This window comes from Mesorhizobium huakuii, assembly GCF_014189455.1.
Classification (GTDB): Bacteria; Pseudomonadota; Alphaproteobacteria; order Rhizobiales; family Rhizobiaceae; genus Mesorhizobium; species Mesorhizobium huakuii_A.
In genome coordinates this window covers 4,720,887-4,744,816 of the sequence record NZ_CP050296.1, presented here as the reverse complement: position 1 = coordinate 4,744,816, position 23,930 = coordinate 4,720,887, and the positions used below count along the sequence as shown (strand labels likewise).

The 23,930-nt window shown below is 64.1% G+C and carries 22 protein-coding genes and 1 riboswitch; of the genes, 7 read left to right on the top strand and 15 right to left on the bottom strand.

Annotated elements, in window-relative coordinates; translation table 11 throughout:
* On the top strand, positions 1-1,323 hold the full coding sequence (locus tag HB778_RS22840; protein WP_183457171.1) for a four-carbon acid sugar kinase family protein: 1,323 nt from the start codon (positions 1-3) through the stop codon (positions 1,321-1,323).
* On the opposite strand, the gene HB778_RS22835 is transcribed toward HB778_RS22840, so the two are convergent.
* Positions 1,320-1,859, bottom strand: a complete 540-nt coding sequence (locus HB778_RS22835; RefSeq protein ID WP_183457169.1) for an Lrp/AsnC family transcriptional regulator — start codon at positions 1,857-1,859, stop codon at positions 1,320-1,322. The genes HB778_RS22840 and HB778_RS22835 overlap by 4 nt on opposite strands.
* Before the next feature lie 48 nt (positions 1,860-1,907).
* Here HB778_RS22835 and HB778_RS22830 point away from each other — a divergent pair, with 48 nt between their 5' ends.
* The 4 genes from HB778_RS22830 (at position 1,908) to dhaL (ending at position 5,615) form a co-directional block, all read left to right on the top strand.
* Positions 1,908-3,083 (top strand): MFS transporter, encoded by a 1,176-nt coding sequence (locus tag HB778_RS22830; RefSeq protein WP_183457168.1) that lies wholly within the window; start codon positions 1,908-1,910, stop codon positions 3,081-3,083.
* Positions 3,084-3,183: 100 nt separating this feature from the next.
* A riboswitch (FMN riboswitch) is annotated at positions 3,184-3,331 on the top strand.
* 78 nt (positions 3,332-3,409) lie between these two features.
* Positions 3,410-3,883: a 6,7-dimethyl-8-ribityllumazine synthase gene (locus tag HB778_RS22825; RefSeq protein ID WP_183457166.1), complete on the top strand. Its 474-nt coding sequence runs from the start codon at positions 3,410-3,412 to the stop codon at positions 3,881-3,883.
* A gap of 58 nt (positions 3,884-3,941) precedes the next feature.
* Positions 3,942-4,955, top strand: coding sequence for a dihydroxyacetone kinase subunit DhaK (locus tag HB778_RS22820; protein WP_183457164.1), 1,014 nt, complete (start codon positions 3,942-3,944; stop codon positions 4,953-4,955).
* A gap of 15 nt (positions 4,956-4,970) precedes the next feature.
* The gene (gene dhaL, locus HB778_RS22815) at positions 4,971-5,615 is read left to right on the top strand and encodes a dihydroxyacetone kinase subunit DhaL (RefSeq protein WP_183457162.1); all 645 of its coding nucleotides are present in this window, start codon (positions 4,971-4,973) and stop codon (positions 5,613-5,615) included.
* On the opposite strand, the gene HB778_RS22810 is transcribed toward dhaL, so the two are convergent.
* On the bottom strand, positions 5,610-7,535 hold the full coding sequence (locus HB778_RS22810) for an autotransporter outer membrane beta-barrel domain-containing protein (protein ID WP_183457160.1): 1,926 nt from the start codon (positions 7,533-7,535) through the stop codon (positions 5,610-5,612). The two genes, dhaL and HB778_RS22810, sit on opposite strands and share 6 nt — an antisense overlap.
* 250 nt (positions 7,536-7,785) lie before the next feature.
* Between HB778_RS22810 and HB778_RS22805 the strand changes: the two genes are divergently transcribed.
* Complete coding sequence (locus HB778_RS22805; protein WP_244661577.1) at positions 7,786-8,520, top strand: FadR/GntR family transcriptional regulator; 735 nt, start codon at positions 7,786-7,788, stop codon at positions 8,518-8,520.
* Between the two features lie 86 nt (positions 8,521-8,606).
* Here HB778_RS22805 and HB778_RS22800 read toward each other — a convergent pair whose 3' ends face one another.
* The 3 genes from HB778_RS22800 to HB778_RS22790 all read right to left on the bottom strand — a co-directional run bounded on the left by HB778_RS22800 (position 8,607) and on the right by HB778_RS22790 (position 10,655).
* A complete protein-coding gene (locus tag HB778_RS22800) occupies positions 8,607-9,050 on the bottom strand; it encodes an RpiB/LacA/LacB family sugar-phosphate isomerase (protein ID WP_183457158.1) in 444 nt (147 codons plus the stop codon).
* Between the two features lie 27 nt (positions 9,051-9,077).
* Positions 9,078-9,806, bottom strand: a complete 729-nt coding sequence (locus HB778_RS22795) for a triose-phosphate isomerase (RefSeq protein WP_244661998.1) — start codon at positions 9,804-9,806, stop codon at positions 9,078-9,080.
* A 78-nt stretch (positions 9,807-9,884) separates the two neighbouring features.
* Positions 9,885-10,655, bottom strand: a complete 771-nt coding sequence (locus tag HB778_RS22790) for a DeoR/GlpR family DNA-binding transcription regulator (RefSeq protein WP_183457154.1) — start codon at positions 10,653-10,655, stop codon at positions 9,885-9,887.
* A gap of 274 nt (positions 10,656-10,929) precedes the next feature.
* Here HB778_RS22790 and fba point away from each other — a divergent pair, with 274 nt between their 5' ends.
* A complete protein-coding gene (gene fba, locus HB778_RS22785; protein WP_183457152.1) occupies positions 10,930-11,994 on the top strand; it encodes a class II fructose-bisphosphate aldolase in 1,065 nt (354 codons plus the stop codon).
* A gap of 62 nt (positions 11,995-12,056) precedes the next feature.
* Here fba and HB778_RS22780 read toward each other — a convergent pair whose 3' ends face one another.
* The 10 genes from HB778_RS22780 to HB778_RS22735 all read right to left on the bottom strand — a co-directional run bounded on the left by HB778_RS22780 (position 12,057) and on the right by HB778_RS22735 (position 23,904).
* Positions 12,057-12,998: a sugar phosphate isomerase/epimerase family protein gene (locus HB778_RS22780; RefSeq protein WP_183457150.1), complete on the bottom strand. Its 942-nt coding sequence runs from the start codon at positions 12,996-12,998 to the stop codon at positions 12,057-12,059.
* A 49-nt stretch (positions 12,999-13,047) separates the two neighbouring features.
* Positions 13,048-14,100 (bottom strand): class II aldolase, encoded by a 1,053-nt coding sequence (locus HB778_RS22775; RefSeq protein WP_183457148.1) that lies wholly within the window; start codon positions 14,098-14,100, stop codon positions 13,048-13,050.
* Positions 14,100-15,617 carry a glycerol-3-phosphate dehydrogenase gene (locus HB778_RS22770; RefSeq protein ID WP_183457146.1) on the bottom strand — a complete coding sequence of 506 codons (1,518 nt, stop codon included), beginning with the start codon at positions 15,615-15,617 and terminating at the stop codon, positions 14,100-14,102. The genes HB778_RS22775 and HB778_RS22770 overlap by 1 nt, the downstream gene beginning before the upstream one ends.
* Before the next feature lie 45 nt (positions 15,618-15,662).
* Positions 15,663-16,703 carry a 2-hydroxyacid dehydrogenase gene (locus HB778_RS22765; RefSeq protein ID WP_183457145.1) on the bottom strand — a complete coding sequence of 347 codons (1,041 nt, stop codon included), beginning with the start codon at positions 16,701-16,703 and terminating at the stop codon, positions 15,663-15,665.
* A 10-nt stretch (positions 16,704-16,713) separates the two neighbouring features.
* The gene (locus HB778_RS22760) at positions 16,714-18,267 is read right to left on the bottom strand and encodes an FGGY-family carbohydrate kinase (RefSeq protein WP_183457143.1); all 1,554 of its coding nucleotides are present in this window, start codon (positions 18,265-18,267) and stop codon (positions 16,714-16,716) included.
* Entirely contained in the window at positions 18,267-19,391 is a 1,125-nt protein-coding gene (locus HB778_RS22755; RefSeq protein ID WP_183457141.1) for an ABC transporter ATP-binding protein, read from the bottom strand. Before HB778_RS22755 ends, HB778_RS22760 begins: the two co-directional genes overlap by 1 nt.
* Positions 19,388-20,506: an ABC transporter ATP-binding protein gene (locus HB778_RS22750; RefSeq protein ID WP_183457138.1), complete on the bottom strand. Its 1,119-nt coding sequence runs from the start codon at positions 20,504-20,506 to the stop codon at positions 19,388-19,390. Before HB778_RS22750 ends, HB778_RS22755 begins: the two co-directional genes overlap by 4 nt.
* A 2-nt stretch (positions 20,507-20,508) precedes the next feature.
* Positions 20,509-21,366 (bottom strand): carbohydrate ABC transporter permease, encoded by an 858-nt coding sequence (locus HB778_RS22745; protein WP_095198845.1) that lies wholly within the window; start codon positions 21,364-21,366, stop codon positions 20,509-20,511.
* Positions 21,367-21,375: 9 nt separating this feature from the next.
* On the bottom strand, positions 21,376-22,299 hold the full coding sequence (locus tag HB778_RS22740) for a carbohydrate ABC transporter permease (RefSeq protein ID WP_023777019.1): 924 nt from the start codon (positions 22,297-22,299) through the stop codon (positions 21,376-21,378).
* A gap of 159 nt (positions 22,300-22,458) precedes the next feature.
* Positions 22,459-23,904: an ABC transporter substrate-binding protein gene (locus HB778_RS22735; RefSeq protein WP_183457136.1), complete on the bottom strand. Its 1,446-nt coding sequence runs from the start codon at positions 23,902-23,904 to the stop codon at positions 22,459-22,461.
* Between the last annotated feature and the right edge of the window lie 26 nt (positions 23,905-23,930).

Here is a 23,930-nt window from a genome sequence, read left to right as displayed (position 1 = left end):
ATGCAGAACCTGCTCCTCAGCTATTATGGCGACGACCTCACCGGTTCGACCGACGTCATGGAGGCGCTCGAGCTTGGCGGCGTGCCGACGGTGCTGTTCATGCGCCAACCCGACCAGCATCTGCTGTCACGGTTTTCGCAGTGCCGGGCCGTGGGACTGGCGGGCACGAGCCGCAGCGAAACGCCGCAATGGATGGACGAGAATCTGTCGCCGGCCTTTAAATGGCTTAGAAGCCTTGAAGCGGCAGTTTGCCACTACAAGATCTGCTCGACCTTCGATTCCGGCCCGACAATCGGCAACATCGGCCGCGCCATCGAGATCGGCCGGCGCGTCTTCAACCAGAAGAGCGTGCCGGTGGTTGTCGGAGCGCCCCAGCTCAAACGCTACACGGCGTTCGGCAACCTCTTCGCGGCTTTTCGTGGCACTTATTTCCGCATCGACCGCCACCCCGTCATGAGCCGGCATCCGGTGACGCCGATGAAGGAAGCCGATCTGCTCGTCCACCTCCATCGCCAGACCGATCTCGGCTCCGGCCTTGTCGACCTGGCGGCGCTGCAGGCGGATGATCTTTCCCAAACGGTCGACCAGGCCTTGCAGGACAAGGAGATCGTCCTGTTCGACGTCGAAAGCCGCCAGACGCAGACACGCGTCGGCGAACAGATCTGGCGGATCTGCAAACAAGGCCATGGTTTCGTCGTCGGGTCCTCGGGCGTCGAATATGCCTTGCTCGCCGAATGGGCCGGCAAAGGCATCGCCACGGGTCACGCCTCCTTCGCGCCGCCCGGTCCGGTGGACCGGCTCGCCGTGGTCTCGGGCAGTGTGTCGCCGACCACCGAGAAGCAGATCCGCTTCGCGCTCGCCCATGGCTTCGACGGCATCCAGATGGATGCCATGCAGTTGGTCTCGGGCGGCGCCGGCAAGGCGATCGAGGGCGCTATTGAAGGTGGCCTGGCGAGCCTCGCGGCAGGGCGCAGCGTCATCCTCTACACCGCCCTTGGTCCGCAGGCCGACCGCAGTGCCGAGATCGACCATATCGACGGCGCGCGGAACAGGCTCGGCCGGGCGCTGGGGGACATTCTGCGCCGGCTGGTCGTCGAGCAGAAACTCAAGCGCGCGGTGATCGCCGGTGGCGACACTTCCAGCCACGCGCTGGGGCAATTGTCGATCGATGCGCTGACCGTGCGCATGCCGCTGCCGCAATCACCGGGTTCACCGCTTTGCCTTGCCCATGGCGGCGGCGAGATCGACGGTCTCGAAATCGCGCTGAAGGGCGGCCAGGTCGGCACCGACGCCTATTTCGAGACGATCCGGCTGGGCAGTTAATACAGCGGCTTGCCCATGTGGTTGGGCGTCGGCCACGTCTCGGTGACGCCGGGTTGCACCGGGCGCTCGAGATAGGTCGACAGCACCACGTAGCTGCGCGTTGAGGTGACGCCGGGCGTTTCGTACAGGCGAGCAAGCAGGCCTTCCAGCGCTCTCGTATCTTCGGTGCGGACCTTCAGCAACATGCAGGTGTCGCCGGCGACGGTGTGGATCTCCTCGACTTCCGGATATTGCGAAACCGCCATCAGCTCCGGGGTCTTGCCCCAGCCCCTGGTGTCGATATGCACGAAAGCGAGCAGCGGCTTCTTAACCGCCTTGGGGTCGATGATGGCCATGGTGCCGCGAATGGCGCCGCTGCGCCGAAGGCGCTTGACCCGTTCATGCGCGGCAGGCGGCGAAAGGCCGACCCGATCGCCGAGTTCGGCATAGCTGACCGTGGCGTCGTCGACGAGGACGCCTAATATTTTTCGGTCAATCGCATCGATATCGCGGGGCGCTGGCGTGTTCCGCAGAATGCCATCTGTTTCTTCATCCATATCGACAATCCTGATTGCCACGGAATTTAATACGGCCATTATGGTCATATGTCGAACAGCAATCAAGCCACAGCCCTGACAGCCGATGCCAGGCCGCCGATCCCGGCCCTCGCCTATCTGCTGACCGGCTGCATCGCCGTGATCGGCTCGAATTCGCTGGTCCTGGGCCCGATAGCCCCGGCCGTCGCTTTGTCGTTCGGAACAAGCGTGCCAGTGGTGATGATCGCAACGGCCGCCTTCGGCCTCGGCACCTCGGCAAGCGCCCTGTTCCTGGCCCGCTACATCGATCGGCTCGGCGCACGTCGAATGCTGCAAGGGGCATTGCTGTTGCTGGCGCTTGCGCTGGTCGCCAGTGCCGTGGCGCCGACGGTGATCATGCTGGTCGCGGCGCAGCTCGTCGCCGGCATCGCTGCCGGCGTCGCCATGCCGGCGATCTATGCCAGTTCGGCGGCGATCGCGCCGCCCGGCCGCGAAAGCGGCACCATCGGCGTCGTGCTGACCGGATGGACGCTCAGCATGGTGGCCGGCGTTTCGCTGTCGGCCGTGCTTGCCGATCTTGTGCATTGGCGCGCCGTCTTCGCCGCCGTCGCGGTGCTGGCACTGCTTGCGCTGGCCAGCCTCACGATGACGTCACTGAGCGACATCAGGAAGAGCGGCCCGGCACCGACGCCGCTGGCAGCGCTCGGTATTCCCGGCATTGTGCCGCTTCTCGTCGCCTGCGCGGCCTTCATGACCGCCTTCTACGGTGTCTATGGCTATCTCGGCGACCACCTGCACAGCGGACTGGGCAAGCCGGTGAGCGCCAATGGCTGGGCCGCACTCGCCTATGGCATCGGTTTCGGCACTGCTGCTCTGCTCGACGGCGTGATCGACCGGCTTGGTGCGCGGCGCGTCATGCCGTTCGCCTATCTTCTCGTCGCCGCCGTCTATGTCGCCATTGCGGCGACGAGCAACAGTTTCGGCCTGACGCTGGCCATGGTGGTGGTGTGGGGACTGGCCAATCATTTCGGGCTGAATGTCCTGGTGATGCGCCTCTCGGCACTCGATCCCTCACGGCGCGGCACGATCATGGGCCTGAACAGCTCGGTCACCTATCTGGCGGTCTTTATCGGCACCACCGGCTTCGGGCCTATCTATTCCAGCTTCGGCTTTGCGGTCTGCGCGATGGTTGCGGCGTTGCTGATGCTGGTTGCCGCTTCGGCGGCGGCGTGGCGCACGCGATAAACCGACTGCTTCCGGGAATTGCTCCAGTCGACAGAACGTGATTGGCCACCGGCCTGGCGCGGTTGACAGCAGCACCCCTGCCCTTCCATACAAAGCCCGTTAATGTTCTCAGGGCGGGGTGAAAGTCCCCACCGGCGGTAAGGATCTCGATCCAAGCCCGCGAGCGCTTTCCGGCAAAATCGGAAAGGTCAGCAGATCCGGTGTGATTCCGGAGCCGACGGTTAGAGTCCGGATGAAAGAGAACGAAACGGAAAACGGACCGCTCCGGCGGGCCGGATTTTCGTATCGTGCGTCCTGATTCTGGTTCGAAACGGAAGGATGGACCCATGAATCAGCATTCCCACAAAGACTATGAAACTGTTCGCATCGCCGTCATCAGAGCGCGCTGGCATGCGGACATCGTCGACCAATGCGTAAGCGCTTTCGAGGCGGAACTGGCCGGCACCGGCGGCGACCGCTTCGCCGTCGATGTCTTCGACGTGCCCGGCGCCTACGAAATCCCGCTGCACGCCAAGACCCTGGCTGGGACCGGCCGCTATGCCGCGATCCTCGGCACGGCGTTCGTCGTCAATGGCGGCATCTACCGGCATGAGTTCGTCGCCAGTGCCGTCATCGACGGCATGATGAACGTGCAGCTGTCGACCGGCGTGCCGGTGCTTTCGGCGGTGCTGACGCCACACAATTATCACGACAGCGCCGAGCACCACCGCTTCTTCTTCGAGCACTTCACCGTCAAGGGCAAGGAAGCGGCCAAGGCCTGCGTGGAAATTCTCGCCGCACGGGAAAAGATCGCGGCATGAAATCTTCCCGGGTGGAAATCGCGATAACACCCGGTAGTATTTGCCAGAAGTCGGGAGGATGCCGGTGCAGACCAAGAAGATCATCAATGACGGCAACCGCGCCGTCGACGAGATGCTCGAAGGGATCCTCGCCGCGCATCCTCGCCACCTCAGGAGTGCGGACGGCAGCCCGCGCTCGATCATCGCCCGTGACGGGCCGCGACCCGGCAAGGTCGGGCTCGTCATCGGCGGCGGCTCCGGCCATGAGCCGACCTTTCTCGGCTTTGTCGGCAGGGGACTGGCGGACGCGGCGGCGATCGGCAACGTCTTTGCCTCACCGCCGCCCGATCCGATCCTCGAATGCGCCAAGGCGGTGAGCGGCGGCGCCGGCGTCCTGTTCATGTACGGCAACTATGCCGGCGACGTGATGAATTTCGACATGGCGGCTGAGATGGCTGACATGGACGACATCGAGGTGCGCACGGTGCTGACCACCGACGATGTCGCCTCGGCACCGCGTGACCAGCGGCAGAAGCGCCGCGGCGTCGCCGGCAATTTCTTCATCTTCAAGGCGGCCGGCGCCGCCTGCGACCGCATGCTCTCCCTGGACGAGGTCGAGCGCATCGCGCGCAAGGCCAACGACCACACCTTCACCATGGGCGTGGCGCTGTCGCCCTGCTCGCTGCCGCAGACAAGGCGGCCGAATTTCGAGATCGGCGCCGACGAGATGGAGATCGGCATGGGCATCCATGGCGAGCCCGGCATCGCCCGCGGCAAGCTCAGGACCGCCGACGAGATCACGGATGAGATGCTGGACAAGATTTTCGCCGAGATGGCACCGTCGCGCGGCGACAAGGTCGCGGTGCTGGTCAATTCGCTCGGCTCGACGCCGCTGATGGAGCTCTACATCATGAACCGGCGGGTCAAGCAGCGGCTCGACGATATCGGCGTTTCCATTCACGCGACCTGGGTCGGCAATTACTGCACGTCGCTGGAAATGGCTGGCGCCTCGGTGACGCTTTTTCATCTCGACGCGGAATTGCAGACCATGCTCGATCACCCCTGCGACTGCGCGATGTTCCGTGCCGGCTGACGAAAGAGCGTTCCCGTGACCATCGATGCCGCCAACCTGAAAAGAATGTTCGAAGCGATCGCGGTGGCGATCGAGGCCGACAAGGACCGGCTCTGCCAACTCGACGGCGTCATCGGTGACGCCGACCACGGCATTGCGATGGAGCTCGGCTTCAATGCCGTGCGCGATGCGCTGGCGCCTCTCGACCTTGCCGCGACCGAGCCGACGGCGCTGCTCAACACGGCGGCGAAATCGTTCCTCAATGCCGTCGGCGCCTCGTCAGGCCCGCTCTACGCGACGGCCTTCATGCGCGCGGCTTCCGCCGTCAAGGGCAAGGCGACGCTGGTGGAGGCGGACTTCATCGCCCTGTTCCAGGCCATGGCGCAAGGCATCAAGGATCGCGGCAAGGCAGAACCTGGCGAAAAGACGATGGTCGATGCCTGGCAGCCGGCGGCCGAAGCCGCCGCCGCGGCCAATCTCGCCGGCAAGACCCTGGCTGAGAGTCTTAAAGCGGCCCTTGCCGCCGCCGAGTCTGGTGCCGAAGCAACCAAGGACATGATCGCCGCCAAGGGCCGCTCCTCGCGGCTCGGCGAGCGATCGCTCGGCCATATGGACCCGGGCGCGGCGTCGGCCGTCACCGTCATCGGCGCGATGACGAAGAGCCTGACGTCGGCACTATAGTTTCAGATCGAAACTGACCTTGAAGGCATGTCCCTGGGCGTCCTTGGCGATCTGCCCGGAATAGGACGCGCCGAGCGTCGCATTGGACGACAGGGAGACATCCAGTCCGGCTTCGACCGCCAGCGCGTCCCTGGCGATCGGCACGCCCGAGATGGTAAAGGATGCCCCGGTGTTGAAGGCCAGACCGGCGGTCGGATCCGCGTCGCCATAGGCGTGCTGCCAGCCCAGCATGCCGTGCAGGGAAGTCTTGGTCGCCCCCGTGTCGAACTGGGTCGAAGCGCGAACGCCAAAGGTCGAGAAGGTGTTTTCGGTTGTCGTCTTCTGTGCCGTCAGCGCCGAAGTCGTGCCGCCGGTTTCGGCGAAGCCATCGGTGTTCAGATGGACATAAGCGAGGTTGGCGAAGGGTTCGAAGGCATTGCGGCCGATGTCGAACCGATAGGCCAGTTCGCTGAAAGCCTGCGCCGTCGCAGCATTGTAGTCGGCGGAGAGCTGCTCGCTGAAGGCGGGGAAGACCACGCTGCGCCTGGTCTCGATGTCGTGCCAGCCATAGATCGCGCCGGCGCGGAAACCGAGCTGGCCCATCTGCGTGCCGGCATAGAGGCCGAGATTGTAGTTGTCGCTCGAGCCGGATGAAGCCCGGTCGGTGACATCGAAGCGCGAATGGCTGTAACCGCCGAGCACGCCAACTCGCCAGCTTCCGACCGGTGCGTCGGCGCCGCCGATGAATCCTGTCGTGTTGCGGCCGAAGGCAGCGGCATCGCCGGAGCCGTTCGCATCGCCCGTCATTGCCAGTGCCTGGCTCCAGATCACGATGCCGTCGGCATTGGCGGGCGCGGCGTGCGCGCCGTCGGTGTCGATGCTGGCGGTTGTCAGAACCGGCGCGGAGACCGCATCGAAGGCGGAGCGAATTCGGCTGCTCGCCGCATCCCGCGCGAAGCGGCTGTCCTCGACAAGCGCGCCATTGATATCGGCGTGGATCTCGCCGGAGAGCGCGTTTCCATAAGGGCGCAGATAACGGTAGAAGCCGACGGCCTCCACGTTGGGGTCGCTCTCCAGCGCTTCCCGATTGAGGATATACATCGACCAGCCATCCTTCGTCTGGTTGAAGGAAAGCCCTTCGACTTCCTGCTCGCGATCGATCTTCAGGTTGCCGAGGTTCTCGACTTCGCCGGTCTTGAGGTTCGCCCGGTAGATGATCTTCTGATCATTGTCGGTCGAAAAATACATCCAGCCGTCGAGCAGCTTGCCGCCCTGTGCCTGGTCGATCTTTTGCGTCAGCGGGATGTATTCCTTGAAGCTCCAGTCCGACAGATTGTAGACGGCTATCTCCGTCGCATTCTCATAGGCCATGCCGTAGCCCAGGCCGTTCTTGGCGTCGACGGCAACCCAGCTGGCGATGTCATGGGTGCCATGGGGCGGGTTGAGCGAAAAGGCCTGGCCGGTATAGCTCATGTCGCTGGCGCGAAAGACCGCGAAAACCGGGTGGTCATATTTGCCTCCGGTAATCGGGTCGCGCTTGCTCGTGTCAAGCGAGATGTAGAGAAGCCCGTCGGCATAGTCGATGTCGCCAATATGGTTTAGCCCCATGCTGGAAAATTCAGACGGAAGCTGGAGAGCAAGCGGAATGGCAGGCGCGACACGCAGGTTCGGATTGTAGTTCTTGTCGGTGCGCTCGAGAATATTGGTGCCGGAAAAATACCAGTTCGTTCCGTCCGTGGTCACACCCTGCTGCTTGGCAGCTATCGCGTCGCCGGTGAAGGTGGTCTTCTCGACCATGATCCAGGGTTCGACGGCGAGTGCCGGCACCGATGTCATGGCAAGCGCGCTGGACACGAAGATGCAGGAGCTTATGGTTTTCGGAAGGCGGGCCGTTCCCTTCAGGGCGGCTTTGCTGGCGTGATCGATCATCTTGGGAGACATTTCTGGCGCGTTCCTGTTGGTGTTTACGATCGGCGGGCTCGACGCGCACGACATCGACCAACGACGGTGGCGGCCGTCGGCGATGGCAAGACTCGAGATTTTGTGGTTCTTCGGGTGCTATCTGCGCTGTGGTTCGTCGATCGCTCTGGCGGGGAGTTCAACGATGTGCTCACTAGGGTGGGCACGTGACAATCGTATGAATAATGGGAATAGTATGAAGAATTTAGCGGCCCACCCCAGGGCATCCCGAATGACGTCGCGCATGGCCGGCTCGTCCCATTCCGGCCTCCACGCCAGGCTGCTCAACGAAATCGGCCTCAGCATCGTGCGCGGCGAATTGATCCCGGGTGACCAGTTGCCGAACGGCGACGATTGGAGCGCCTCCTATGGCGCGAGCCGCACCGGGCTGCGGGAAGTCGTCAAGGTGCTGGCGGGCAAGGGCATGGTGGAAATGCGCCCCCGGACCGGAACCAGGGTGCGCCCGCGCAAGGATTGGAATTTCCTCGACCCGGATGTGCTGTTGTGGCGTTTCGGCTCGAGGACGACGGCCGAGGAGGCGCGCTCCCTGTTCGAGCTGCGCCGCGCGATCGAGCCGACCGCCGGGGCCCTGGCGGCGGAGCGCGCCAGCCCGGAGCAGATCGCCGAATTGCGGGCACTCCTCGACGAGATGGAACAGGCCGGCGATGACGGCGAACGCTTCGCGATACCGGATCTGGCCTTCCATCAGGCGATCCTGCATATGTCGGGCAACGAGCTGATCGGTTCGCTGGCGGCCTTGATCGAGACGGCGCTGGTGATCAGCTTCAGGCTTTCGGACGACAATCCAGACGGTCAGCGCCACTCGCTCAGCCTGCACCGGCAGATTGTCGAGAACATCGAAAAGCGTGACCCGGCAGCCACCAGCAAGGTGCTGATCGACCTGCTGGATGGAGCGGAAGAGGACGTGCGGCGTTCCCTCGCGGCCAGGCTCGGCAGGCAGAAATAGAGCCGGCATCGCCGCACGCGGCATACCGGCGCGGTACGCCCGGACCGAACTTCTCTCAGACTATGCCGCAGGCTTGCCTGCGCGGATCATGCGGGTTTGGCCGCGTCGAGCCTGTTGATCGCCTGGACATTGCCGGCCGAGGGACCTTGTTCGTCGAACTCCGAGGCGAGCCAGGTATCGACAATCGCCTTGGCCAGTTCCGGGCCGATGACGCGGGCGCCCATGGTGATGATCTGCGCGTTGTTGGATTTCGCCGCTCGCTCGGCCGAATAGGTGTCGTGGGTGAGTGCAGCACGAATGCCCGGCACCTTGTTGGCCGAGATCGAGACACCGATGCCGGTGCCGCAGAACAGGATGCCGCGCTCGTTCTCACCATCGATGATGGTCTGGGCGAGCTTTTGCGACAGATCGGCATAGTAACCGGCCTGGCTGAGGTCGCTGACGGTGAGGCCCGGCTTGGTCGCAAGGTGTGCGGCGATGACATCGAGCAGCGGCTTGCCGGCGCTGTCGGCTCCAATGGCTATTTTCATGGTTTTCCCTTTCGTGTTTGGATGATTTCAGATCGCCGCCGAGGCGCGGCCGAGGATGTCGATGTAGCCGTCCGCCTGCCAGGCGGAGCGGCCGATGAAGAGGCCGTCTATGTTGGGCTGGCCGACGAGCTCGGCGGCATTACCGGGGTTGACGCTGCCGCCATAAAGCACCGGCGGCACCGCCGGCAGCAGGCCGCCAGCCACCGTCTTGATCAATGCCTGCTGCTTGTCGGCATAATCGGCGCTGGCCGGAATGCCCTTGTCGCCGATCGCCCAGACGGGCTCGTAGGCGAACAGGATTCTTGCGCCCCTCGCCTCGCCTTCGAGGAACTGCAGCGCGCCTTCGACCTGGGCACTCAGCACGGCATCGGCTTGCCCGCTTTCGCGCTCGGCCAACGTCTCGCCGACACAGATCAGCGGGATCAAGCCGTGCTTCACGGCGGCCGCCGTCTTGAGGCCGACGGTGCGGTCGGTCTCGCCAAAATGCTCGCGCCGTTCGCTGTGGCCGAGTTCGACCAGATCGAGTCCGCAGTCGGTCAGCATCAGCGGCGAGATCTCGCCGGTCCAGGCGCCGGCATCGGCCCAATGCATGTTCTGGGCGCCGACCTTGATGCGCGTCGACGACAGCGCCTGCTTGACCTCGCGCGCCGCCGTGAAGGACGGGATGACGAAGGGCTGGATGCGGTCGTCGAAACCGGGAATGAAGCCGGCGAGGCGCTGCGCGAAATCCAGCGCCTCGGCGAGCGTCTTGTTCATCTTCCAGCTTGTACCGACCCAGTAAACCACGCGTATTGCTCCTTAACTCTGTTGATCACGATCTGCCGATTTCCGGCCTCATGATCCCTTGTCGATCACCGTCAGCGAAACGCAGGCGGCATCCAGCGCCGAGCGCATCCCCGGTTCGGGCGCGCGGCCGGTGAACACGGCGTCGAACGCACTGAGGTCGGTGAGAAAATGCAGCGCCGTGCGGCCGAACTTGCCGTGATCGACCAGCAGATATTTGCGGGTCGCCGCCGCCATCATCAACCGCTTGGCCTGCACCACCTCCTGGTCTTGGTGGAAGGCGGAAGCGCCATGGATGGCCGAAGACGACAGGAAGGCGACGTCGGCGCGCAGCGATTTGAGCGAAGCCTCGGCGAGCAAGCCGAAGAAGCCGTGGAATTTCTTGCTGTATTGCCCACCGAGCGCGATCAGGTTGATCCCTCCCGCGCCAGCCAGGTCCTGGATGACGGCCAGGTTGTTGGAGATCACGGTCAGCGGCCGCAGGTCGGCGAGATGGCGCGCAATGCCACCCGCTGTCGAGCCATCGTCGATGATCACCGTCTGGCCGGGTTCGATCATGGCCACGGCGGCCGCGGCGAGACGCTGCTTCTCCTCGGTCGCCTGCTTCTGCCGGTAGCGGAAGTCGCTTTCGAACAGGCTGCTCGGCTGGATCGAGGCGCCGCCCCGCACCTTGCGCAGGAAACCGCTTTCCTCGAGCTCGTCGAGGTCCCGGTGCACGGTCATTTTCGAGACGCCAAAGCGCAAGGCGAGGTCGTCGACGCCGGCCTGACCGGCGTCCATTAGAAACTCCATGATGCCTTGACGCCTGATGTCGCTCTTCATTGCCGCTGACCGCCAACGCCGCAGCGTGGCTCCTTGATCGAGCTTCAGGATATAACAGCTATCGTCGCAAAAGTATCAAATATTTTGTGATAATGGGATAATTTCTTGGGATATTCCGCTTGCCCTGATCGCGGCGCTGTAACAAGAATTGCTGCCGGGACGGTCTGTCACGGTTGCGGTTGCGCGGAAATCCGGCCAGAAGCATCGGTGGGCTGGACGATGCGCGGACAGCCCGCAACCACCAGGTTTGAAACCAGATACGGGAGACTATTCGTTGGCTCGCATCACACTGAGACAATTGCTCGATCACGCTGCCGAATACGGCTATGGCGTGCCGGCCTTCAACATGAATAACATGGAACAGGGCCTCGCCATCATGGAGGCGGCGGAAGAGACCAAATCGCCTGTCATCCTGCAGGCAAGCCGCGGTGCGCGCGCCTATGCCAATGACGTGGTGCTGGCCAAGCTGATCGACGCGCTGGTCGAAATCCACCCCGACATCCCGGTCTGCATGCACCTCGACCACGGCAACAACGAAGCCACCTGCGTCACCGCGATCCAGTACGGCTTCACCTCGGTGATGATGGACGGCTCGCTCAAGGAAGACGGCAAGTCGCCGGCCGACTACGCCTATAATTCCGGCATCACCAAGCGCGTCGTCGACATGGCGCATTGGGGCGGCGTGTCGGTGGAAGGCGAGATCGGTGTGCTCGGTTCGCTCGAGAGCGGCGGCGGCGAGCAGGAAGACGGCCACGGCGTCGAAGGCGCGATCAGCCACGACCAGCTCTTGACCGATCCGGAACAGGCGGTGGAGTTCGTCAAGGACACCCATGTCGATGCGCTGGCGGTGGCGATGGGCACCAGCCACGGCGCCTACAAATTCTCGCGCAAGCCGGACGGTGCTGTGCTGGCGATGAACGTCATCGAGGAAATCCACCGCCGCTTGCCCAACATGCATCTTGTCATGCACGGCTCGTCCTCCGTGCCGGAGGACCTGCAGGAGATCATCAACAAATATGGCGGCCAGATGAAGCCGACCTGGGGCGTGCCGGTGGAAGAGATCCAGCGCGGCATCAAGCATGGCGTGCGCAAGATCAACATCGACACCGACAACCGCATGGCGCTGACCGGGGCGATCCGCAAGGTGCTGACGGAAAACCCGAGCGAGTTCGACCCGCGCAAATATCTGACGCCGGCCATGGCTGCGATGCGCAAGCTCTGCAAGCAGCGCTTCGAGCAGTTCGGCACCGCCGGCAACGCGCCGAAGATCAAGCCGCTGCCGGTCTCGGAAATGGCCAAGCGCTACAAATCGGGCAGCCTCGACCCGAAATTCGGCTGAGTCTCCGGCGACTTCAAATCTGCATTCAACGGGCAGGAGCCGCATCGGCCCCTGCCCGTTTTTCATTCGGCCTTTGGCAGAAGACCGGACCTGCCGGCGTCGATGAAGGGCGCCCAGTAGTCGACGGACTCGCGGATCATGGCGACGACCTGATGGTCGACCGGCTCGCGCTCGCGGAACGACAGTTCGAGGCAGATCTCATTGTCGGTGCCGCCACCGCGCCACACCGTCTCCAGCAGCTTTTCCGGCGTGATGCGGCCATCCCTGTTGTAGGTTGCGGTGAACGGCCAATGGCCGCCCTTGTTCATCGACGATTGCTTGATATGGATGATCGGCGATTTTCGGGGAAAGGCCTCGGCCCAGGCATAGGGATCGATGTCAGCCGGGTTGCTTGATGTGACGTCGCCATGGTCGATATCGACCATCATCTCCAGCGGAATGGCCATGCCGGCGGCGTCGATCGCGCCTTGCAGCATCCGGCAGTTCTCGATGGTGTGGCCGAACTCGCGGCCGACCGACATCGGTTCCCAGAACAGGTAGATCAGGCCCGCCGCCTTGGCGTGCTCAGCGACCTCGCGCCAGCAGTCCAGCGCAATGTCGAACAGCCGCGCGCGGCGCTCGGGGTCGTCAAAGTCGCGATGGGTGAAGATGGCGAATTGCGTACCCATGCCGCTGGCGCCGAGCTCGGCCGAGATGTCGGCGAAGGTCTTGAACCAGTCGACATAGTAGCGGCGCACATCGGCATCAGGATGGCCAAAATGATTGAGCCGGCCGTAAGGGCCCGTCATGCCAGACGTCACGCGCACGCCGGTGCGGGCGAGCGCGTTGCGGAACAGGCGGACGAATTTGACGATCGTCGCGGCGGGCCAGCCCGGATTGACGAACTCATGCGTGAGCTGCACGTCGCGAATGCCGATGTCATAGGCGATGGTGTCGATCAGATCGTCCGGATCGGCAAAGCGGTTGACCAGCGGATTGGTGTTGAGGGAAAGCGTGAAAGCCAAGGCCGCTATCCCTCCCTACGCGACGGCAAGACAGTGGAGCGGAATGCCGTCATTGCAGCGTCGCTCCCTCGCGGTTGAGTTGTTGGCGGTATTTTTCAGCGTCCCAGTTCAAGAGCTCTGCATTCTCCTTCGGGCTGAGATAGTTGACGCGCGCCGTATCATCGATGCGCTGGGCGACGTCGGCCAGGCAGCGCGCCATCGCTTCGGCGCCGGCATTGGCATCCCGGCGCATCAGCACGCCCTTACCGGGAAACAGGATGGATGTCGGCGCGGCTCCATTGCGGGCCACGACCGCCGCCGCATTCTCGCCGGGACCGGCGATCACCGAGCCGACGCCAAGGAAGATTACATGATCCGGGTAGAGGCTGCCGGAGGCGGCGATGCGGCAACTGGCGAGATCGGTCGCGACGGCATGGGCGGCGACCAAGGCCGGCAGCCGGTAATCACTGCCGGCGGCGAGCCTCAGCAGCGCGTCGAGATCGGGCGGAGAAGTCGGCCGCGGCGGCCGCGCGAGCAGCCCGGTCACGCGTTGCAGCAGCAAGGCTGCTTCGGCGACCGTGTCGGCGGCGACCACCAGCCCGTGATTGCCGAGCACGAGCACGTTTGTCGCGGGCTTCAGCCGCTCGGCGATCGCCTGCGCCAGCGGCAGGCCGGGCCGGCGGTACGGTACGAACGCCCAATCGAGGCCGCGCATGCGCTCCTCCAGCAGGGCTTCGGCATTGGCCTGCACGGCGATCGAAATCGTCTCGACACAATGGACGTGGACGACGATCTTCTGCGGCAGCAGCGCGTGCACGGTCGTCTCGATGGAGGGCCGCAGCTGGCGAGGGTTGAGGTCAGCCAGCGTGAACTGCCCGGCCGTCTCGGCCGCCGGGCTGCGCTGCGCCACGGCATCGAGCAACGGCGCCAGCGCGACCGGCACCATGATTTCATCGTCGCGCGCATTCTTCAGCCAGGTGCCGGATGCCTTTATCCACAGCACGCCGGCCTGCTTGATAGAGGTGTTGCCGCCGGCGCCCTGGACCAGCAGCGGGTCGGCGCCGATGCTGGCGGACAAGGAGCGCAGCATGCGGAATTCGCTGGAGTGGTTGTCGCCCGCCATCAGCCCGCCCTCGCCAACCGTTTTGCGGACCAGTGCTCGAAGGCCGCCCTCTCCTCGGCGGACAGATGCAGGCCATGCTTGGTGCGCCGCTCCAGGATATCGGCCGATGTCACGGCCCATTCCCGGTCGAAGAGATAATTGGCCTCGCGCTCGAAGAAATCCTTGCCGAAGCAGCGGCCGAGTTCATCGAGCGAGCGGGCCGCGCCAACCAAAGCCCGTGTCCTGGTGCCGTAGAGCCGGCCGTAGTGCTTGACTAGCGATGCCGGCATCCACGGATATTCGCGTCCGAGGTCGCCGAGAAACTGTTCGAAATCGGCATTGGCGATGTCGCCGCCCGGCAGATGCGCCTTCGCGGTCCACGGCTTGCCCATTTTGGGAAAGAACGAAGCGATCCTGTCCAGCGCATGCTCGGCCAGTTTGCGGAAGGTGGTGATCTTGCCGCCGAAGACGGAAAGCAGCGGCGCCTGCGCGTCCGGCGCGTCGAGTTCGAAAATATAGTCGCGGGTCACAGCACTGGGGTTGTCGGCATTGTCGTCATAGAGCGGCCTGACGCCGGAGAACGAATAGACGACATCGCCGCGTGCAAGGCCGCGCTTGAAATAGCGGTTGACCACCTTGATCAGGTAATCGATCTCGCTCTCATCCGCGGCCACGTCCTCGGGCCGGCCCTCATAGGGGATGTCGGTGGTGCCGATCAGTGCGAGATCGTTCTGATAGGGGTTGATGAAGATCACGCGCTTGTCGCTGTTCTGGATGAGATAGGCCTGCCGCCCCTCCCAGAACTTGGGCACGACGATGTGGCTGCCCTTGACCAGGCGCACATTGCGCCTGGAGTTCTGGCCGGCGACGCGGTTGACGATGTCGTTGACCCAGGGGCCGGCGGCATTGATCAGAGCGCGCGCCCGAACCACCGTCCTGATGCCGGTCCTGCCATCCTGCATCTCGACAACCCACAGGCCGTTCTCGCGGCGAGCGGCGGTGCAGGCGGTGCGGGTGAAAACCCTGGCGCCCCGCTCGGCGGCGTCGAGCGCGTTGATGACGACGAGGCGGGCGTCGTCGACCCAGCAGTCGGAATATTCGAAGCCGCGCCGGAAGGCATCCTTGATCGGCGCCCCCTCCGGGGCGGTGCGCAAATTGAGCGTGCGGGTGGCCGGCAGCCGCTTGCGGCCGCCGAGATGGTCGTAGAGGAACAGGCCAAGCCGCACCAGCCAGGCCGGCCGGTCGTCGGGGCTGTGCGGTAGCACGAAGCGCATCGGCCAGATGATGTGCGGCGCCGATTCCAACAGCACCTCACGCTCGATCAGCGCCTCGCGCACCAGGCGGAACTCGTAATATTCGAGGTAGCGCAGGCCGCCATGGACGAGCTTGCCCGAGCGGGAGCTGGTGCCTTCGGCGAGATCATCCTTTTCGCACAGGATGACGGAGAGCCCACGGCCCGCGGCATCGCGCGCAATGCCGGCGCCATTGACGCCGCCGCCGACGACGAAGAGGTCGACGATTTCGGGGCCGCCATTCATGTTGCCGTGGCCTCGATGTCGATTTGATGCGTCATAGCCACTGCCTCAGCACGGATTGACCGGAGGCATGCCGGCGAGGTAGCGGCGCACCTCTTCGGCGGCCTGTTCGGCGGCATAGGTGACGGTGCGCACCGAGGCGCCGGCGATGTGCGGCGTCAGTGTCACATTGGGAAGCTGCAGCAAGGGCCAGTCCGATGGCACCGGCTCGACGGCGAATGTCTCCAGCATGGCGCTGGCGATCTGGCCTGAAACCAGCGCCTCGTAGAGCGCGTCATAGTCGACCAGCGGCCCGCGCGCGGTGTTGACGAAGATCACGCCAGGCTTCATCCGCGCGATGGTGTCCTTGCCGATCAGGCCGCGCGTCTCCTCGGTCACCCGCGAATGCAGCGTGACTACCTCGGAGCGAGCCAGAAGATCGTCCAGCGCGACGAGTTCGACACCGGCATTGCGGTCTTCGGCGCTCAACTGCACATAGGGATCGCTGACCAGGACGTGGCAGCCGAAGGCCCGCAGCAGGCGCACCACCTTGGTGCCGATATTGCCATAGCCGACGACGCCGACGGTCATTTCGCTGAGTTCGCGGCCGGTGCGGTCGGCGCGGTACAGGTCGCCGCGCCATTCGCCCTTGCGCAAGGCCTCGTGGCCGACCCGGATCAGCCGCGTCTCGGCCAGGATCGCGCCGATGGTGAACTCGGCCACAGCCGTCGCGTTGCGGCCGGGCACGTTGACCACGGTGATACCGTGCGCCTTGGCAGCAGCCATGTCGATGTTGATCGGCCCGCCGCGCGAAACCGCGACCAGTCTGAGCGTCGGCAGGCGCCGCATCATGCCTTCCGACAGGGGCGCCAGCTGGGTGACGAGGATCTCGGCATCGCCGATGAAATCGACGACCTCGTCGGGATGGCCGAAATACTCCTTGACCCTGTCGAGGCCGAGCGCCGGATTGCCGAATTCCATCGGCTCGTCGGGCCATGCCGTCTGCAATGTCCTGATGTCGAGGTCGCCAGTGGCAACCTTCTCGATTTTGGCGCGGAACACCTCCGGGAGCATGAAGTTGTCGCCAATGATCGCTATTGTCTTACGCATACTCGACTTCTCAATTTGCCTGCACTGAAGCCATCGCGCGCCACACCGGCCGCAACGCCTGGTGCGCCAACATGTAGGAGGGGGTCATCTTGTCGTAGATCGCGGCGAGGTTCCGGTCGCTCGGCTCGGCTTCGCCAAGCAGCGGCGTCACCCATTCGCCAACGCATGCATCCATGGACGGGTAGAGACCGACGCAGACCGCGGCGATCATCGCCGCACCCGCCGCGCCCGCTTCCTCGCGCGCGCTGGTGCGAATATCGGCACCCACCGCGGCACCCAGGATCTTGCGCAGCGCCGGGCTTCTGGCGGCGCCGCCTGTCAGGCGGACTTCGCGCGGCAGCGGCCCCATGGCGGCGTAGCAATCGCGCGCCGCGAAGGCCAACCCTTCGAAGACGGCGCGGACGAGGTCGGCATAGCCGTGCCGCGAGGAAATACCGACGAAACCCGCCCTGGCATTGGCATCGACGAACGGCCCCCGCTCACCCGCCTCCGATACATAGGGCTGATAGAGCAGTGAGGCCGGCTGCGCGGTGGCGATCCAGGTGTCGACCAGCGCGATCATCTCGCCATTGCTGCGGGTGATGCCTTGGGAGGCGAGAATGCCGGAGGCCAGCCCAAGCACCCAGTCGATGTTGAGCGTCGCCGCCATGTTCGACTGCATCTGCGCGAACACGCCGGGCGCCGGCATCGCCATGGTGTAGCCGGTCGCCGCTTCGTTCAGTTGCACGTCGTCCGGGGTTTCGGCCAACCGCATATGCATTCCGGTGGAGCCGATGATCGAGCAGCCGGGCTTGCGCTCGCGGTCGAGAAGGCCGGCGCCAAGCGCGGTGCAGACGACGTCGACATAGCCGAGCACGACCGGCGTGCCGGCCAGCATGCCGGTGGCGTCGGCCGCTGCCTGCGACAGACCGGTGCTGTTCCTGGTGCCGTCGACGATCGGCGGCAGCAGATGCCTGAGATCGGTGACGCCAAGCACGTCGAGCACCTCGTCGCTGTAGTCGCGGGTGTGGAAGTCGCCGAAGGTGAAGGTTCCCTCCGACGGATCGGTGGCGCGTTCGCCGGTCAGCTTGAAATAGAGCCAGTCCTTGCAGTGGAACGCAGTTGCCGCCTTGCTCAGCATTGCGGGCATGGTGCGCTTCATGAAGACGAATTGCGAACCCTGCTGGCAGGCGGCAAGACCGCTGCCGGTCTTTTCGAAGCGGAGCCGGTCCTCGGGCCGCGCGCGGATCTCCTCGACGACGCCGGCCGCGCGCGCGTCGAGCCAGAGCCAGCCCTTGGCCACCGGCTCGCCCTTGTCGTCGATCAGCCAGGTGCCATCGCCTTGCCCGGTGACCGCGATCGCCACCGTCCGGCTGGCGAGATCTGGCACCTTGTCGGCGAGCTGGCGCAAGGTCGTGGCGGCGTCAGCCCATGTCTGCGTAAGATCCTGTTCGGCGCCGCCGCCCGGCAGGGTTTCATAGTGGTTCGGGAGAGCTGCGGCGGCAATCTGCCGGCCCGCTATGTCGAAGGCGATGGATTTGATGACGGAGGTGCCGGCATCGATGCCGATCAGTATGTCACGCATCACGCAAGCTCCATGCCGTGCGAAATCGCCTTGCCGCTCGCCTGATCAAAGACATGCAGGTTCTTCGGATCGATGCTGACATTGATCGGCGCACCGAGATCCAGACGCGTGCGGTCATGCTCGACCAGCACCAACGAACCGCCGGCAAAATCCGCCGCGATATGCGTCTGGTCACCAAGCCATTGGTTCGCCGAAACCCTGGCGGGAACGCCTTCCTTCGAGCGCCGGACCGCGTAGGGCCTGATGCCGATCACCACCCGCTCGCGGCTGAGCAATTGATCGCGAACCGGCGCGCTGAAAGCGTCCTTGTCGTAGTCGAGCGACAGGCCGTCGGGCAGCTTGAGATTGATGCGGCCGGCGGTCGCGCCGACATAGGCCTCGAAGACGTTCATCGGCGGTTCGCCAACGAAGGTGCCGGTAAACAGGTTCGCCGGGCGCTCCTTGATCCGGTCCGGCGTGTCGAACTGCTGCAGCACGCCGCCTTCCATCACCGCGATGCGGTCGGCAAGCGCATTGGCCTCGGTCTGGTCGTGGGTGACCAGGATCGCGGTCAGACCGCGCTCCTTGATGAAGTGCTTGATGCGGCCGCGCAGCACGGCGCGCAGCTGCGGTTCGAGCTGCCCCATCGGCTCGTCGAGCAGATGCAGATCAGCCTCGCGGATCAGCGCGCGGCCAAGGCTGGCGCGTTGCTGCTGACCGCCGGAGATCGAGCTTGGATAGCGCTCCAATATGTCCTCGATCTCCAGCAATTTGGCGATGCTTGCGACCTTGGCGTCGACCTCGCTCTTGGGCAGCCGCGCCGCCTTGAGCGCGAAGGCCATGTTCTCGCGCACGGTCAGCGGCGGGTAGAGCGAATAGCCTTCGAAGGCCATCGCCACATTGCGCTTGACCGGCGGCAAGGTGTGCACCTGACGGCCGCCGACCGAGATGGCGCCGCGCGACACCTCTTCGAAGCCGGCGATCATGCGCAATGTCGAGGTCTTGCCGCAGCCGGACGAACCGAGCAGCGCGACGATCTCGCCCTTGACGATTTCCATGGTCAGGTTCTTGACGGCGTGCACGCCCCTGTCGATCGGGCCGTAGAACTTGTCGACACCTGATATGGTGAGCGCGCTCTGGCTCATGCCGCTTCTCCATTGCGCAAGGCGACGACGTTCTTGGAACCGATGCGGTCGCCGCTGGCGTGATCGAACAGCAGGGCGCTCTTGCCGTCGACGGCGATATGGGCCTTGCCTTCGCTGCGGCCCGGCGTTCCGGCCGGGCGCGAGACCAGGATCTCGCGGCCGCGCACGGTGCGCACCAGCGTGACGATCTTTTCGTTGAGCGGCGTCTCGGCCTCGACCGTCACCGGAATGGCGCCAGGGATACCCTCCTCGACGAAGCTCAGCGCTTCGGGCCGCAGGCCGATCACGCAATCGCGGCCAACCGCCGTGTCGTAAGCGCCGGCCAGATGGACCTGGACGTTGGACAGGCCGACATAAATCCCCCTGGTATCCCGCGCGGGCTTGACGTCGAGCAGGTTGATGGTCGGGTCGCCGAACAGCCGCGCGATCTCGATATTGGCTGGTTCGCGATAGATCTGCTCGGGCGTGCCGAGCTGCCTGATGACGCCTTGCGACATCACTGCGATGCGGTCGCCAAGCGCCATGGCTTCCTTGTAGTCCTGGGTGACGTAGACGACGGTCGCGCCGCGATCGGCAAGCAGACGCGGCAGTTCAAGCCGCATTTCGAAGCGCAGCTTGGCGTCGACATTGCGCAAGGGATCGTCGAGCAGCAGCAGCGGCGGCGAGCCGACCAGCGCACGGGCCAGTGCCGTGCGCTGCTTCTGGCCATTGGAGAGCGCGCGCGGCTTGTGGGAGAGCACATGAGCGATCTTCAACAGCTTGGCGACGCTCTCGACACCGGCCTTGATCGTGCCCGGAGAGGACCGCTTGGCCTGCAGCGGCGTTGCGATGTTGTCGAACGCACTCATATGCGGAAACAGCGCGAAATTCTGGAACGCCATGCCGACGCCACGGAACTCCGCGTCGACATCGGTCATGTCCTCGCCACCGATGAAGATCTTGCCCTCATCTGGATCAATGACGCCGGCAACGAGCCGTAGCAACACCGTCTTGCCGGCGCCGGACGGACCGAACAGGACAAGGGTTTCGCCATCGGCGACGGTCAACGACAGATTGTCGAGGACGGTCTGGCTCTTGTAGCGCTTGACGATGTTTTTGAGTTCGAGGCTGGCCATGTCTATCCTTTCACCGCGCCAAGCGAGAGGCCTTCGACGAGATAGCGCTGCGCATAGAGCGCGAGCGCCAGTGTCGGCGTGATCGAGAGCACGATGGCTGCCGAAATCTGGCCGTACTGGATGCCCGAGGAGGTGATGAAGGCGAGCGCGCCGACCGTCACCGGCTGCTTGTCGGCCGAGGCCAGCACCAGCGCGAAGACGAAATTGTTCCAGGCGAAGATGAAGGCGAGCAGGCCAGCGGCGGCGATGCCGGGACCGGCGAGCGGCAGCGCGATCTTGCGGAAAGTGGCGAACCAGGAATGGCCGCCGATGCGGTAGGCATACTCGATGTCGGCGGGGATATCCTCGAAATAGCCACGCACGATCCATAGGATCAACGGTAGGCAGATCAGCTGGTAGACCCAGATCAGCCCGATATAGGTGTTGGCGAGCCCAAGCTTCTGGAAATAGAGGGTGAGCGGCAACAGCACCAAGAGCGCCGGCGCGAATTTGAACGACAGCAGCGTGAAGGCGATGTCCTCCGAGCCGCGGAATTTGTGCCGGGCGAAGGCGTAAGCCGCCGGCACGCCGAGCAGCAGCGAGACCGCGACCGAGGTCACCGACAGGAACACCGAATTCCCGAGATTGCGCATGAAGGCGATGTCGAGCGTGCCGGCGGCGGTCATCAGCTTGCCGGTGATCAGCGCCGTGTAGTTGGCGAGCGTTGGCTCGAAGATCAGCTGTGGGGGAATGCGCAGGATGGTCTCGTTGGTCTGGAACGACATCATGAAGATCCAGACGATCGGGAACATGAAGAAGATCACGACCAGCGTCAGCGCCACGCCGCGCAGGATGCGTTCGAGAAGCGAGGTGTGTTCCATCTCGGCCTCCTATGCCTGCCCACGGGCGCGTTCGCGCAGCCGCAGCCAGTTCTTGATGAAGATGTTGGAGAGGAAATAGGTGATCGCCCACAGGATGATCATCAGCGCCGCCGAGCGGCCGACATTGGTCGACTGGAAGAAGTTGAGATAGGCCTCGACCTGGAAGACGGTCAGCGTGTCGCCTGGTCCGCCCTGCGTCATGGCATAGATGATGTCGAACTGCTGGATGGAATCGAGCAGGCGGAACAAAGTCGCCGTCAGGATGTAGGGCGTCAGCATCGGCAGCGTGATGCGGAAGAAGACGAAGCTTCGCGGCACACCGTCGAGCGCCGCCGCCTCGAAGGGCTGGGTCGGCAGGCTGCGCAGGCCGGCGAGCAGCAGGATCATGATGAAGGGTGTGTACACCCAGATGTCGACGAGCACGACGGTGAACAGCGCTGTCGACGGCGACGAGGCCCAGCGGAAATCCTGCAGCCCGATCAGGCTGGCGAGATAGCTCAAGACGCCGAAGCCGGGATTGGTCATCAGCTTCCACATCAGCGCGGCAAGCGCCGGCGCCGTCATCAGCGGCATCAACAGCATGATCGAAATGAAATTGTTCAGCGTCGAGCGCTTCTGCAGCAGCAGAGCGATGGCGAGGCCGAGAAGCAGTTCCAGCACGACGGTGGTGCCGGCATAGAGCAGCGACACCTTCAGCGTGTTCCAGAATTTCGGATCGGTGAAGAAGGAGATGTAGTTGTCGCCCCAGTTGAACTGCCGCGCCCAGGGCTGGCTCAGCCGGTAGCGCTGGAAGGAGTAGACGACCGAGGTGAGGAACGGGATCAGGATGCCGATGCAGACGAGCAAGGCCGGCAGGCTGAGCACATAGGGCAGCACCCGCTTGCTGATCCTGAAGCCGGATGGCTTGGGCCTTTGCGATACCACCGCGGTCATCGAGTTGCTCCGTTGTCGCTGTTGCTTCGCCCTGCCGGCCGCCTAAGGGAGCAAGGCGACCGGTCGGGCGAAATAGCGGTCACCTTCCGGCACCGCATCGCAAGCTTGAAAAGGTATGACGAGGGCCGGCCCGCCAGGCAGGCCGGCCCTCGTTGCGACTTAACCGAGACCGGCTTCCTTGAGCTGGCCGTTGATGCTTTCGGCAAGCTTGTCGAGGCCCTCGTCGACCGGCACTTCCTTGGCCACCATCTTCTGCAGCGTTGCCGCCCATTCGGTGGTGAGGTCGAAGAACAGCGGCTGAGCGGTGAACTTGATGCTCGCGCCCGGCGCCGAGGCGTCGAACATCTCGACATATCCCGGATAGCTCTTGTTCAGCTTGTCGCGGAACCCCTGATCCTTCCAGACCGACTGGCGGACAGGATTGACGAAGTCCATCTTGGTCGCCCCGAACAACCCATGCTCCGGCCCCGAGGCCCATTGCATGAAGTACCAGGTGGCGTCCTTGTCCTTGGAGAAGTTGGACATTGCCAGCGACCAGATCCAGATGTTGGGTGTCGCCGCCTTGGCTGCCGGATTGGCCTTGAAGTTCGCGAAAGCGAGCTTGCCGGCCATCTTGTTGTCGCCGCCATTCATGAAGTAGCCGAGGATGTCGGCGTCGAAGATCATCGCCGAGGCGCCGGCGCCGAGATCGGTACCGACCTGATACCAGGTGTAGGTCGACCAGTCCTTGGGGCCGCTCTCCTGGATCATCTGCACCCACTGCTTGTGGAAAGCCTTGGATTCGGCTGTGTTCATGGCGGCCGACAATTTGCCGTCGGCCGAGACGTTCAGGTCCTTCTGGTCGAAATTGGCATAGGCCGACAGGAAGCCGGGATGGATCGTCGCCCAGGAGCGCGAGCCACGCACGCCGATGCCGTAGACGCCGCCACCGACATCCTTGGTGAGCTTGGCGGCCGCGGCTACCATCTCGTCCATGTTGCCCGGAATGGCGACGCCGGCCTTGTCGAACATCGCCTTGTTGTAGGTGATGTTGTTCTGTTCAAAGCCCCACGGAATGCACCACTGCTTGGCGTCGTCCGAACCCAGCGCGCCGCCCGGCTTGCCGTTCCAGGCACAGGAGTTCTTGACGCCGGGCAGGAAGTCGTCCCAGGCGTATTTCGGGTTGGTCTTGGCCGGATCCTTGATCCATTCGTTGAGGTCGGTGATCCAGCCGGCGGGGCCATAGGTCCAGGTCATGTAGGCGCCGGTCATGAAGGCATCATATTCAGGCGAGCTTGCCGAAAGCGCCGCCGTGACCTTGTCGAAATAGACGTCTTCGGGGAACACGTCATAGACGACGTTCATGCCGGTCAGTTGCTTGAAGTTCTCCAGATCGGCGATCATCGCGTCGGCATAGGGATGCTTGTTGAGCAGGAGCTTGATGGTCTTGCCCTTATGCGCCTGCCAGTCGAAATCCGCGGCAAGCGCGCGGGTCTGCCCCAGATTGAGCAGCGTGCCGGCGGTGCCGGCGGCAAGGCCCATGGCACCCAGGCCCTTGATCAGTCCGCGACGGTCGACTTGTCCGCGCAGGAAGGCATCAATGAGGTCTTTCTCTTTCTCATGCATTTCGTCTTCTCCTCCACAGGGTAGTT

What these genes read in the sequence shown, in the direction of transcription:
- HB778_RS22795 (WP_244661998.1), bottom strand. Translation starts at nt 9,806, where the DNA reads ATGAACAAGACGCTCGCCGAGGCGCTGGATTTCGCGCAGCGCCTCGCC.
- HB778_RS22820 (WP_183457164.1), top strand. Translation starts at nt 3,942, where the DNA reads ATGCCGGTGCAGACCAAGAAGATCATCAATGACGGCAACCGCGCCGTC.
- HB778_RS22835 (WP_183457169.1), bottom strand. Translation starts at nt 1,859, where the DNA reads ATGGATGAAGAAACAGATGGCATTCTGCGGAACACGCCAGCGCCCCGC.
- HB778_RS22790 (WP_183457154.1), bottom strand. Translation starts at nt 10,655, where the DNA reads ATGAAGAGCGACATCAGGCGTCAAGGCATCATGGAGTTTCTAATGGAC.
- HB778_RS22745 (WP_095198845.1), bottom strand. Translation starts at nt 21,366, where the DNA reads ATGGAACACACCTCGCTTCTCGAACGCATCCTGCGCGGCGTGGCGCTG.
- HB778_RS22800 (WP_183457158.1), bottom strand. Translation starts at nt 9,050, where the DNA reads ATGAAAATAGCCATTGGAGCCGACAGCGCCGGCAAGCCGCTGCTCGAT.
- HB778_RS22740 (WP_023777019.1), bottom strand. Translation starts at nt 22,299, where the DNA reads ATGACCGCGGTGGTATCGCAAAGGCCCAAGCCATCCGGCTTCAGGATC.
- HB778_RS22805 (WP_244661577.1), top strand. Translation starts at nt 7,786, where the DNA reads ATGACGTCGCGCATGGCCGGCTCGTCCCATTCCGGCCTCCACGCCAGG.
- HB778_RS22775 (WP_183457148.1), bottom strand. Translation starts at nt 14,100, where the DNA reads ATGGCGGGCGACAACCACTCCAGCGAATTCCGCATGCTGCGCTCCTTG.
- HB778_RS22830 (WP_183457168.1), top strand. Translation starts at nt 1,908, where the DNA reads ATGTCGAACAGCAATCAAGCCACAGCCCTGACAGCCGATGCCAGGCCG.
- HB778_RS22765 (WP_183457145.1), bottom strand. Translation starts at nt 16,703, where the DNA reads ATGCGTAAGACAATAGCGATCATTGGCGACAACTTCATGCTCCCGGAG.
- HB778_RS22760 (WP_183457143.1), bottom strand. Translation starts at nt 18,267, where the DNA reads ATGCGTGACATACTGATCGGCATCGATGCCGGCACCTCCGTCATCAAA.
- HB778_RS22755 (WP_183457141.1), bottom strand. Translation starts at nt 19,391, where the DNA reads ATGAGCCAGAGCGCGCTCACCATATCAGGTGTCGACAAGTTCTACGGC.
- HB778_RS22735 (WP_183457136.1), bottom strand. Translation starts at nt 23,904, where the DNA reads ATGCATGAGAAAGAGAAAGACCTCATTGATGCCTTCCTGCGCGGACAA.
- HB778_RS22750 (WP_183457138.1), bottom strand. Translation starts at nt 20,506, where the DNA reads ATGGCCAGCCTCGAACTCAAAAACATCGTCAAGCGCTACAAGAGCCAG.
- HB778_RS22825 (WP_183457166.1), top strand. Translation starts at nt 3,410, where the DNA reads ATGAATCAGCATTCCCACAAAGACTATGAAACTGTTCGCATCGCCGTC.
- HB778_RS22840 (WP_183457171.1), top strand. Translation starts at nt 1, where the DNA reads ATGCAGAACCTGCTCCTCAGCTATTATGGCGACGACCTCACCGGTTCG.
- HB778_RS22770 (WP_183457146.1), bottom strand. Translation starts at nt 15,617, where the DNA reads ATGAATGGCGGCCCCGAAATCGTCGACCTCTTCGTCGTCGGCGGCGGC.
- HB778_RS22810 (WP_183457160.1), bottom strand. Translation starts at nt 7,535, where the DNA reads ATGTCTCCCAAGATGATCGATCACGCCAGCAAAGCCGCCCTGAAGGGA.